Below are 10,577 nucleotides of genomic sequence, written 5' to 3'. Positions count from 1 at the left end.
TGGTACTATGGCTTAAGCCCTGGGAGAGTAGGTCGCTGCCAGGCCTGCAAAGGACAAAGTTATCCTCAATTACGATATCTCAAACAAAACGCCGCGCTCTCATGAGCGCGGCGTTTTGCGTTTGTGCGTCTGTCGATCGTGATCAGAGCAGCCGCTGCTCTCTGTTCGACCCAACCAACTCCGTCTTCATTCTGAGGAGCGCACCTCTTGCGCGCGTCTGGCAGGCTTTCGCTGCGCTCGCAACAACGGCGGAGAGAGCGGGACCCGTTGGCTAGTGCACGCCCGTAAAGAACCGCGCCATGCGGAAGCCCGACAGCCAGGTGGTGACAGGCTGGCTGCGCACACCGAGATCCCACGAGCCGACGATGGCATCCACGCGACCGACAAGATTGTCCATCGGGAGCAGACCGACGCCGCCTTGCGACACCGGCACGCGGCTGTCGGCAGAGTTGTCGCGGTTGTCGCCCATCACGAACAGATGGTCGGCGGGAACGACGACTTCGGCCGTGTTGTCGAGCCGGCCATTGTCACGCAGCTTGAAGATCGGATGCGACACGCCGCCGGGCAGCGTCTCCACATAGCGATGCGCCGGCTCGGAGCCGCCGCTGTCGTCTTCTGCGGCACCGATGCCGTCGGATTTAACCGACGTTGCGATGCCATTGAGCCAGACCTGGCCGCCACGCAGTTCGACGCGATCGCCGGGCAGGCCGATCACACGTTTGACCCAGACCTGGGAGCGATCGCCGGGCCAGCGAAACACCACGACATCGCCGCGCTTTGGTGTGGTCGCGAAGACGCGGCCGGTTTCGGGAAACGAGACGTGGATCGGCAGCGAAGCCGTCGAATAGCCGTAGGGAAACTTCGTCGCGAGCAATGCATCGCCGATCAGCAGCGTCGGCTCCATCGAGGCGGATGGCACATAGAACGGCTCGGCGAGCGCGCCCTTCGCGACGAACACGATGCCGACGATAGCTGCGATCTGCGCCAACTGGCCGGTCCAGCGCTTCGCGGTCGATACGACTGTTGTGGCTTCGGTACCCGTGATCACTGGCCCGTTCCTCCGATAGTTACCTTGTCCATCCGAAGCGTCGGCTGGCCGACGCCGACCGGCACGCCCTGGCCGTGCTTGCCGCAAGTCCCGATACCGTCATCGAGCGCGAGGTCGTTGCCGATCATGCTGATGCGGTGCAGGTCGGTGGGCCCGTTGCCGATCATCATCGCGCCTTTCAAAGGCGCTCCGATCTTGCCGTTCTCGATCTTGTAGGCCTCGGTGCACTGAAACACGTATTTACCGGAAGTTATGTCGACCTGCCCGCCACCGAAGTTCACCGCATAGATGCCGTTCTTCACGGAAGCGAGGATCTCGGCGGGATCGCGCTGGCCGGCCAGCATGTAGGTATTGGTCATGCGCGGCATCGGCACATGGGCATAGCCCTGGCGACGTCCGTTGCCGGTCGGCTTCATACCCATCAGGCGGGCGTTCTGGCGATCCTGCATGTAGCCGACCAGGATGCCATCCTCGATCAGCGTTGTGCGGTTGGTCGGCGTGCCTTCGTCGTCGATCGACAGCGAGCCGCGGCGCGACGAGATGGTGCCGTCATCGACGACAGTGACCCCCTTGGCGGCAACCTGCTGGCCCATCAGGCCGGCGAAAGCCGAGGTCTGCTTGCGGTTGAAATCGCCTTCGAGCCCATGGCCGACGGCTTCGTGCAGCATCACGCCAGGCCAGCCCGGTCCGAGCACCACGTCCATTTCGCCCGCGGGCGCGGGAATCGATTCAAGATTGACCAGTGCCTCGCGCAGCGCGCCGTCGGCTGCCGTGCGCCACGACCCGCTTTCGATGAAGCGCGCATAGCCCTCGCGGCCGCCATAGCCCTTCGAGCCACTCTCTTGCCGATCGCCCTGACCGGCGACGACGGAGATATTCACGCGCACCAGCGGACGGATGTCGCGATAGCTCTCGCCGTCCGGGCGCAGGATCTCGACCACCTGCCAGGTGGCGCCAAGGGAGACCGAGACCTGGCGCACGCGCGGGTCCTTGTCGCGCACATAGGCGTCGATTTCGGCCAGCAGCTTGACCTTGGCCTCGAAGCCCGGCGCGTCCAGCGGGTTGTCGTCGTTATAGAGCCGCACGTTGGTATGCGAAGGCGCTGCGGCAAAGGTGCCGGCATAGCCGCCGCGGACCGCATTGACCGCATCAGCCGCACGGATCAGCGCCGGGATCGAAACGTCGGAGGAATGCGCATAGCCGACCGCGTCGTCCTTGACGGCGCGCAGGCCAAAACCTTGCGCAGTGTCATAGGTCGCCTGCTTCAGGCGGCCGTTGTCGAAACCAAGCGCCTCGGACTGGCTGTATTCGAGAAACAGCTCACCATCGTCAGCTCCCTGTAGCCCCCGCATGAGCTCGCGACGAACTTCGTCGCGGTCGAGATTGGCGCGGTCGATCAGGGAGGTGGTGGCTGGGCTGGTCATGCAGGCTCCAATGTCAGCGGCGCGGCCCCAGCGCCTGACGCGAGACCACGATTTCAATTTGTAGCGACAACCCGGGGATGGGTCGCCTTACAACGGCGTAACCTGCGGCGAAACAGGCGGTTGGAACCAAGATAGGTGCTGTTTTGACAAAAAGGGAGGCCTGCGCATTGTCGCGGCCAGATCCTCTGGGGGCAACCGTGCCGACGGGCTACCTTGGAGGTATTACAAACTGTGCTCCGATGCGCCTCAGGCTGCGGTGCGGTAGACCTCCGAGCACCACCCTGCATGAACGGTATTCACTGCAGGACCAATCACTTCTGGCAGTTGTCGCTTTTCATGGCCTCACGAACCAAATCCGCATTCTTGCAAGCCCATTCCATCATCGGCTTGGCGATCTCGCTGGTCCTGGGTCTGATCGGTCTGACCGGCGCCATGCTGAGCTTCGAGGATGAGATCGTCGCAGCACTCAACCGTGATGTGACAAAGGTTGATCCGCGGCCGGCGCCTGTGCTCGGACCTGATGAGCTGGTGGCGCGCGTTCAGGCGGTGCCGGGGGCGGGCAAGGTTGGCCTCATCGTCTTTTCAAGCGAGCCCGCTACGGCGGTGCGGATGCGCTTCGCCCGCAGCGAGTCTGGGGAGCGTTCGTCGGTCTATGTCGATCCCTATGACGGCCGCGTCGTCTCGGCGATGCAGGGGGAGAGCTTTTTCGCGACGCTGCGCAACTTGCATCGCTTTCTGCTGCTGCCGGGCAAGGGCAATGGCTATGGCCGTCTGATCACCGGCGTTGCCGTGCTCGGCCTGTTCGTGTTGCTGATCTCCGGGATATTGCTGCGTTGGCCACGCCGTATCAGCAGCATCAAGAGCGGTATCAAGACCTGGTTGAAGCCGAATCTGGCGATGCGAGGGCGTCCGTTTCACTGGTCGCTGCACAGCGTCGTCGGTACCTGGCTGTTGCCGATCTATCTGGTGACCATTCTCACCGGCCTCTGGTGGTCGTTCGACTGGTATAAGGCAAGCGCCACCTGGCTGCTGTCGAGCAAGCCCGCTGCAAGTGCGCCGGCAATGCGCGGAGCAAAGGGCGGCGCCAAAGCACCTGCCGGCGATGCGCCTGCGGCTCCGTCACTCGACAAGGTCTGGTCGACGTTTCTGGCAGACCAGGGCGGCCGCTATGCGCTGGCGATCATGCAGGTGCCGAACGGACCGGGCAGTGTCGTGCGTATCCGCTCGGTGGCAAAGGATGCGTCATTCGATGAAGCGCGCGACGATTTTCGGATCGATGGCGTGACCGGCCGCATGGTGTCGGCAGAGCTCTATAACGACAAGGCATTCGGTGAGCGCGTTCTGGCTGCGGTGCTGCACATCCACACCGGTGCGTTCCTGGGGCTGCCCGGCCGCATCGTGTTCTTGCTGGCCGCGGCTCTGATGCCGCTGTTCACTGTGACCGGCTTCATCCTGTATATCTCGCGCCGCCGCCTGCGGGCCGCGTCGCGACCAGGCCGCCGCGATCGCCGTGCTCCCGAATTGGTGCCGGGAGAGTAGGGCGTAACGCTACCGATCACGGCAGCTTGTCGTAACCCTCGCCGATGCCGTTGAGGCTGAGCGGGAAGCCGATGCCTTCTTCGGGCGTTTCAAAGATGATGAAGGTAGCGGTCTTGGCAGTACGGAGCTGGGCGAGCAACTTGTCGTCCATCACGACTTCGGCAACGCAGCCATTGGGCAGACAGCGCACGAAGCCGGCGCGGCCGACATCCTGATTGTCGAGCTTGAGGCCGAGGCCGGACGGCAGCAGCACGCCGAGCGGCGCCACCACGCGCATCAGCTTGCTCTTCTGGTCGGCGGTCTTCAGCACGATCACGGTCAGGCCGGCATTGGAGCGGTCTTCAGCCACCACGCTCTGGATCAGCGCACATTGCTCGGCCTGGGCGCCGGGCGGAGTGTCGCAGCGGATCTGCCAGTCGCCATGAACCGAGCGCACCGCGCCTTGGGCATGGGCGGTGCCCGGGGCGGCGGCGATCGCTGCCAGGGCGAGACAACCGAAAGCCAGCCGGCGCCAGCCTGCGATCCCGCGGGCCGGGCGGTTCAGGGTCGGTTTATGCTGCAACTTCGAGTGCCCCATCCGGGTCGATTCCTTAGGCGATGACGTGGTGGTCGTAGTCCAGGGCAGCACGCTTGACGCTGTCTGGCCGGAGGATTTTCCAGACCACGGAATGATACGGCAATGACGGCGCCTTGAAGGCATCCGCGGAGCCACGAAAACGCTCGCGGGCGCGAATCAGCATCCTGCCGATCGCCTGATCTGTGCCTACAACGGACAATTCAGCTGTCAAGCACCGTTCACTTGCCGCGCGCCTCTTTATGCCTGATTTCATGCAGCAATTGCGACCTTCGTTCAATACCGCCGAATGCATTACGGGATGCGCCACTCCTGCATTGCGACAAGACGCGAATTATGGTTTGAGAGGCTAGATTTCGACGCATTCTAACAACTGCCTCCGAGCCAACAGCTTGGGCGTTTTGGCAAATTGTCGGCGTGCGGATCGGGCGGCATAATTCGGCGACAGGCCGAAATGCGACAGTAAATATGGGAGCGCGAGCGGCATGAGGATGTCGAGGGGCCAGATTGGCCGCCGGTTGCTGGGATTAGCAGTTGTTGGGGCCGGGCTTGCTTTTGGCGGTGCTGCATTCGCAGAGGTGATGGGCCAGCCCGCGCCGTGGGAATACAAGCTGCAGGAAGCCGCCACGCCGGTGATGGAGAACATCACCTGGTTTCATAATTTTCTGCTCTGGCTGATTACCGCCATCACACTGTTTGTGCTTGTGCTTCTCGTCATCGTGGTGATGAAGTTCAACTCCAAGGCCAACCCGGTTGCCTCCAAGACCACCCATCACACGCTGATCGAAGTGGCGTGGACGATCATTCCGGTTCTGATCCTGGTCGCAGTGGCTGTGCCGTCGTTCCGCCTGCTGTTCCTGGAACTCGATATTCCGAAAGCCGACCTGACCATCAAGGCGACCGGCAAGCAGTGGTACTGGACCTACTCCTATCCAGATAACGGCCCGTTCGAATTCGATTCGCTGATGGCTGCCGACAAGCAGCCGCGCCTGCTCGCTGTCGATAACGAAGTCGTGGTGCCGGTGAACAAGGTGGTTCGCGTCCAGACCACCGCGTCCGACGTGATCCACTCCTTCGCGATGCCGTCATTCGGTATCAAGATCGACGCCGTTCCCGGCCGTCTCAACGAGACATGGTTCAAGGCCACCAAGACCGGCATGTTCTACGGCCAGTGTTCGGAACTGTGCGGCAAGGATCACGCGTTCATGCCGATCGCGATCCGCGTCGTCAGCGACCAGGAATTCACCGCATGGGTCGAGACGGCGAAGAAGAAGTTCGCGTCTAATCCTGCGAATTCCTACGCTTCGGCCGGAACTGCCGTGGCGCAGTAAGCGGGTGGCGGAGCCGCGAGGCTCCGCACGCACTGTAAGAAATTAGGGCGAGGGGACCGCAAGGTCCGAAAGACTGCCAGAAGAAGACAAAGCAGGATTTGAAAATGGCAACGACCGCGGCAACACCGGCTCACGACGATCACGCCCACGACGATCATGCGCATGCGCATCCGACGGGGTGGCGGCGTTACGTTTATTCGACGAACCATAAGGACATCGGCACGATGTACCTTATCTTCGCGATCGTGGCGGGCGTCATCGGCGGCATCATGTCGATCCTGATCCGCATCGAGTTGATGTATCCGGGCGTCCAGATATTCCACGAAAGCCACACCTACAACGTCTTCGTCACCTCGCACGGCCTGATCATGATCTTCTTCATGGTGATGCCCGCGATGATCGGCGGTTTCGGCAACTGGATGGTGCCGCTGATGATCGGCGCGCCGGACATGGCGTTCCCGCGCATGAACAACGTGTCGTTCTGGCTGCTGCCAGCCGCCTTCGCGCTGCTCATCATCTCGACCTTCGTGGAAGGCGAACCCGGCGCCAACGGTGTCGGTGCCGGCTGGACCATGTATGCGCCGCTCTCGACATCGGGTCATCCGGGTCCCGCCGTCGACTTCGCGATCCTGGCGCTGCATCTCGCCGGTGCGTCGTCGATCCTCGGTGCCATCAACTTCATTACCACCATCTTCAATATGCGCGCGCCGGGGATGACCCTGCACAAGATGCCGCTATTCGTGTGGTCGATCCTGGTCACCGTGTTCCTGCTGCTACTGTCGCTGCCGGTTCTGGCGGGCGCCATCACCATGCTGCTGACGGATCGTAACTTCGGCACTACCTTCTTCGCAGCCGACGGCGGCGGTGACCCGATCCTGTTCCAGCATCTGTTCTGGTTCTTCGGTCACCCCGAAGTGTACATCCTGATCCTGCCTGGCTTCGGCATGATCTCGCAGATCATCTCGACCTTCTCGAAGAAGCCCGTGTTCGGCTATCTCGGCATGGCCTATGCGATGGTCGCCATCGGCGGAATCGGCTTCGTCGTCTGGGCGCACCACATGTACACCGTCGGCATGTCGTCGGCGACGCAGGCCTACTTCGTTGCCGCCACCATGGTCATTGCGGTACCGACCGGCGTGAAGATCTTCTCCTGGATTGCCACGATGTGGGGTGGTTCCATCGAGTTCAAGGCGCCGATGTTGTGGGCCGTGGGCTTCATCTTCCTGTTCACCCTTGGCGGTGTCACTGGTGTCGTGCTGGCCAATGCCGGTGTCGATCGCGTGCTGCAGGACACCTACTATGTGGTCGCGCACTTCCACTACGTGCTGTCGCTGGGCGCCGTGTTCGCCATCTTCGCCGGCTGGTATTACTGGTTCCCGAAGATGTTCGGCTACATGTATTCGGAAACCATCGCCAAGGCGCATTTCTGGGTCACCTTCATTGGCGTGAATCTGGTGTTCTTCCCGCAGCACTTCCTGGGTCTGTCGGGCATGCCGCGCCGCTATGTCGACTATCCGGATGCCTTCGCCGGCTGGAACCTGGTGTCATCGATCGGCTCCTACATCTCCGGTTTTGCCGTGCTGATCTTCATTTACGGCGTGATCGAAGCTTTCGTCCGCAAGGAACAGGCTGCGAACAATCCGTGGGGTTCGGGTGCGACCACTCTGGAATGGACCCTGAGCTCACCGCCGCCGTTCCATCAGTTCGAAGTGCTGCCGCGCGTTCAGTAAGTGGTTTTCGTGTGTCGCTCTTGGGTGCCGCACCAGGTTAATGCCTCCGCCGAACTCGCAAGGGTTTCGGCGGAGTGCTCGTAACAAAAGTGAGAATGATCTTGTCCGTCCTCGACCACCACGCCATCGACCTGTCGGCCCCCCGCATCTCCGAAGCGGGTGTTGCCGACTACATCGCGCTGCTCAAGCCGCGGGTGATGTCGCTGGTCGTGTTCACGGCCATGGTCGGTTATTTCCTGGCGCCGGGCGATCATCACCCGGTGCTGGCGATCACCTCTATCCTCTGTATCGCTGTCGGCGGCGGCGCCTCCGGCGCACTGAACATGTGGTACGAAGCCGATATCGACGCGCTGATGTCGCGCACCGCCAACCGCCCGATCCCGCGCGGTCGCGTCACCCGGCCGGAAGCGCTGACCTTCGGTCTGGTGCTGGCCTTTTTCTCGGTGATGACGCTCGGCATCCTCGTCAACTGGCTGGCCGGTGCGCTGCTCGCTTTCACGATCTTCTTTTATGTCGTGATATACACAGTCGGTCTGAAGCGCAGGACCGCGCAGAACATCGTCATCGGCGGTGCCGCCGGCGCGCTGCCGCCGGTCGTCGCCTGGGCTGCGGCGTCGGGAACGCTCTCGATGGAGCCGATCCTGCTGTTCCTGATCATCTTCTTCTGGACCCCGCCGCATTTCTGGGCACTCGCGCTATTCCGGAACGACGACTACACCCGCGCCGGCGTGCCGATGCTGCCGGTAGTCGCCGGTCCCGACGCGACCCGGCTGCAGATCCTGCTCTACACCGTCGTGCTGGTTGCGACCGCCGTGGCCCCGTGGCCGCTCGGCTATTTCTCTGCCGTTTACGGCGTGGCTTCGCTGATCCTTGGCGCCGGCATGATGTATCTCGCCGTGGAGGTCTATCGTCTGCGCGAAGGCACGCCTGCCAATCGCGCGACGCGCAAGCTGTTTGCCTTCTCGATCGTCTATCTGTTCGCGCTGTTTGCCATTCTGCTGCTCGAGGTGGTCGTGAAGGCCATCCTCCCGCTGGTCTGGTAGAGGGGCGCATGATCCGATGGACAATGAGCACAAGCCAGCCGAGCCAGAGGGCATCGTCCTCACCGAGGCACAGAAGAAGAGCCGGCGCGAACGGTCACTGGCTATCGCCTGGGCGCTCGGCATTCTCGTCGTACTGTTCTTTGCCGTCACCATGGTCAAAGGGCCGGCCGTTCTCATCCGGCCCATGTAATGACAAAAGCTGAGTGACATGACCGATCAGCCGCAGAACATCAGAGCCTCCGAGCCGCGCAGCAAGATCAAGCCGCGCCTCGGGCGTGATGCGACCGTGGCTGCGGCTTGCGGTCTGCTGGTGGCCTTCATGGTCGGCGCGTCCTACGCCGCCGTGCCGCTGTATAACTGGTTCTGCCGCGCCACCGGCTTCAACGGCACCACGATGGTCGCCAGCGCCGCGCCGGAGTCCGGCCCAATCGCGCGCAAGATCGCCGTGCGTTTCGATGCCAATGTGTCGGGTGGCCTGCCATGGAAGTTCGTCCCGGAGCAGAGCGAGATCGAGGTCAAGATCGGCGAGGTTGTGACCGTGTTCTACACCGTGACCAACCAGTCCGCCCGCACCACCTCTGCACAGGCTGCCTATAACGTGGCGCCGCTGACGGTCGGCGCATATTTCCAGAAGATCAATTGCTTCTGCTTCACCGAGCAGACCTTGGCGCCCGGTGAGAAACGTGAAATGCCCGTCGTATTCTATGTCGATCCTGCGCTGGCCGCGGATAGCGAGAATGACGGCCTGAAGTCGATTACACTGTCCTACACGTTCTACCCCCTGCGCGATCCGGCGCCGAAGCCACTGGCGGCGACGGAGACCGACAAGCGCAAGGGTAACCTCTGAGATATGGGTAACCTCCAGGAGAAATCCTGGAGCGTTCCGAGTTATAAAATTGAGAGAACTCGCACCGGCTTCAACCGGCGCAGCTGACGGAGAGAACCGCAATGGCTACGGCGCAAGCAAAGCACCACGACTATCATCTCGTCGATCCCTCGCCGTGGCCGGCGGTAGGCTCGCTGTTCGCCTTCATCATGGCGGTCGGCGCGGTCAGCTGGATGCATCACATGTATGCCGCGGCGCCCATCGTGTTCGGCGTCGGCACCATCGGTGTGCTCTACGTGTTCGCAAGCTGGTGGACCGACGTGGTCCGCGAAGCCCAGTATAAGGGCGATCACACCCGCGTGGTGCAGATCAGCCATCGCTACGGCATGATCCTGTTCATCGCCTCGGAAGTGATGTTCTTCGTTGCCTGGTTCTGGGCCTACTTCAATTCGTCGCTGTTCCCCGGCGATCCCGTGCATGCCACCCGCGAGGCGCTGTTCGGTGGCGTCTGGCCGCCGAAGGGCATCCAGACCTTCGACCCCTGGCACCTGCCGCTACTCAACACGCTGATCCTGCTGACCTCCGGCACGACCGTCACCTGGGCGCATCATGCGCTGCTGGAAGGCGACCGCAAGGCCGTGAAGCATGCGCTGATCCTCACGGTGCTGCTTGGCGCTGCTTTCTCTTGCGTGCAGGCGTTCGAATACGCCCACGCCGCTTTCGGCTTCAAGGGCAACATCTACGGTGCGACCTTCTTCATGGCGACCGGCTTTCACGGTTTCCACGTGCTGGTCGGCACCATCTTCCTGCTGGTCTGCCTGTTCCGGGTCTATGCCGGTCACTTCACGCCGAAGCAGCATCTCGGCTTTGAATTCGCCGCCTGGTACTGGCACTTCGTGGACGTGGTCTGGCTGTTCCTGTTCGTTACGATCTATGTCTGGGGCTATGGCGGCGTTGTCGCCGGCGCAGCCGCGCACTGACCGCATTCAGGTGCTACAAGAGGGCGGCCGCAGGGCCGCCCTTTTTCGTTGGCCTTCTGCGGCGTGAAAGAAACTGAATCCG

11 protein-coding genes are annotated in these 10,577 nt (G+C 62.2%); 7 read left to right on the top strand and 4 right to left on the bottom strand.

Going from position 1 to position 10,577, the window contains the following annotated elements; translation table 11 throughout:
* Window positions 1-271: 271 nt before the first annotated feature.
* Both lepB and tldD read right to left on the bottom strand, forming a co-directional pair.
* Window positions 272-1,048 carry a signal peptidase I gene (lepB, locus tag CIW50_RS24210; protein WP_149533714.1) on the bottom strand — a complete coding sequence of 259 codons (777 nt, stop codon included), beginning with the start codon at window positions 1,046-1,048 and terminating at the stop codon, window positions 272-274.
* Window positions 1,045-2,472, bottom strand: coding sequence for a metalloprotease TldD (gene tldD / locus CIW50_RS24205; RefSeq protein WP_149533713.1), 1,428 nt, complete (start codon window positions 2,470-2,472; stop codon window positions 1,045-1,047). Before tldD ends, lepB begins: the two co-directional genes overlap by 4 nt.
* A 336-nt stretch (window positions 2,473-2,808) precedes the next feature.
* On the opposite strand from tldD, the gene CIW50_RS24200 reads away from it, so the two are divergent.
* On the top strand, window positions 2,809-4,011 hold the full coding sequence (locus CIW50_RS24200) for a PepSY-associated TM helix domain-containing protein (protein WP_149533712.1): 1,203 nt from the start codon (window positions 2,809-2,811) through the stop codon (window positions 4,009-4,011).
* A 16-nt stretch (window positions 4,012-4,027) separates the two neighbouring features.
* Here the strand turns inward: CIW50_RS24200 and CIW50_RS24195 are convergent, their stop codons facing one another.
* The gene (locus CIW50_RS24195) at window positions 4,028-4,588 is read right to left on the bottom strand and encodes an invasion associated locus B family protein (protein ID WP_246664437.1); all 561 of its coding nucleotides are present in this window, start codon (window positions 4,586-4,588) and stop codon (window positions 4,028-4,030) included.
* Between the two features lie 13 nt (window positions 4,589-4,601).
* A complete protein-coding gene (locus CIW50_RS29205) occupies window positions 4,602-4,751 on the bottom strand; it encodes a hypothetical protein (RefSeq protein WP_172980449.1) in 150 nt (49 codons plus the stop codon).
* Window positions 4,752-5,070: 319 nt separating this feature from the next.
* Here CIW50_RS29205 and coxB point away from each other — a divergent pair, with 319 nt between their 5' ends.
* From coxB to CIW50_RS24165, 6 genes are all read left to right on the top strand, one after another.
* Entirely contained in the window at window positions 5,071-5,916 is an 846-nt protein-coding gene (coxB, locus tag CIW50_RS24190; protein WP_149533711.1) for a cytochrome c oxidase subunit II, read from the top strand.
* A gap of 104 nt (window positions 5,917-6,020) precedes the next feature.
* Window positions 6,021-7,646: a cytochrome c oxidase subunit I gene (gene ctaD, locus CIW50_RS24185; protein ID WP_068732612.1), complete on the top strand. Its 1,626-nt coding sequence runs from the start codon at window positions 6,021-6,023 to the stop codon at window positions 7,644-7,646.
* 101 nt (window positions 7,647-7,747) lie between these two features.
* On the top strand, window positions 7,748-8,689 hold the full coding sequence (locus tag CIW50_RS24180; RefSeq protein WP_149533734.1) for a heme o synthase: 942 nt from the start codon (window positions 7,748-7,750) through the stop codon (window positions 8,687-8,689).
* Window positions 8,690-8,705: 16 nt separating this feature from the next.
* The gene (locus CIW50_RS24175; RefSeq protein ID WP_149533710.1) at window positions 8,706-8,879 is read left to right on the top strand and encodes a cytochrome c oxidase system small membrane protein; all 174 of its coding nucleotides are present in this window, start codon (window positions 8,706-8,708) and stop codon (window positions 8,877-8,879) included.
* Window positions 8,880-8,897: 18 nt separating this feature from the next.
* Window positions 8,898-9,536, top strand: a complete 639-nt coding sequence (locus CIW50_RS24170; protein ID WP_149533709.1) for a cytochrome c oxidase assembly protein — start codon at window positions 8,898-8,900, stop codon at window positions 9,534-9,536.
* Window positions 9,537-9,637: 101 nt separating this feature from the next.
* A complete protein-coding gene (locus tag CIW50_RS24165; protein ID WP_149533708.1) occupies window positions 9,638-10,495 on the top strand; it encodes a cytochrome c oxidase subunit 3 in 858 nt (285 codons plus the stop codon).
* Window positions 10,496-10,577: the final 82 nt, after the last annotated feature.

Source organism: Tardiphaga sp. P9-11 (assembly GCF_008329525.1).
Classification (GTDB): domain Bacteria; phylum Pseudomonadota; class Alphaproteobacteria; order Rhizobiales; family Xanthobacteraceae; genus Tardiphaga.
This window is presented reverse-complemented; position numbering and strand designations above follow the sequence as displayed.

Excerpts from the sequence above, each read along its gene's own strand:
- tldD (WP_149533713.1), bottom strand. The coding sequence starts at position 2,472 with ATGACCAGCCCAGCCACCACCTCCCTGATCGACCGCGCCAATCTCGAC.
- CIW50_RS29205 (WP_172980449.1), bottom strand. The coding sequence starts at position 4,751 with ATGCTGATTCGCGCCCGCGAGCGTTTTCGTGGCTCCGCGGATGCCTTC.
- CIW50_RS24175 (WP_149533710.1), top strand. The coding sequence starts at position 8,706 with ATGGACAATGAGCACAAGCCAGCCGAGCCAGAGGGCATCGTCCTCACC.
- coxB (WP_149533711.1), top strand. The coding sequence starts at position 5,071 with ATGAGGATGTCGAGGGGCCAGATTGGCCGCCGGTTGCTGGGATTAGCA.
- ctaD (WP_068732612.1), top strand. The coding sequence starts at position 6,021 with ATGGCAACGACCGCGGCAACACCGGCTCACGACGATCACGCCCACGAC.
- CIW50_RS24200 (WP_149533712.1), top strand. The coding sequence starts at position 2,809 with ATGGCCTCACGAACCAAATCCGCATTCTTGCAAGCCCATTCCATCATC.
- CIW50_RS24165 (WP_149533708.1), top strand. The coding sequence starts at position 9,638 with ATGGCTACGGCGCAAGCAAAGCACCACGACTATCATCTCGTCGATCCC.
- CIW50_RS24195 (WP_246664437.1), bottom strand. The coding sequence starts at position 4,588 with ATGGGGCACTCGAAGTTGCAGCATAAACCGACCCTGAACCGCCCGGCC.
- CIW50_RS24170 (WP_149533709.1), top strand. The coding sequence starts at position 8,898 with ATGACCGATCAGCCGCAGAACATCAGAGCCTCCGAGCCGCGCAGCAAG.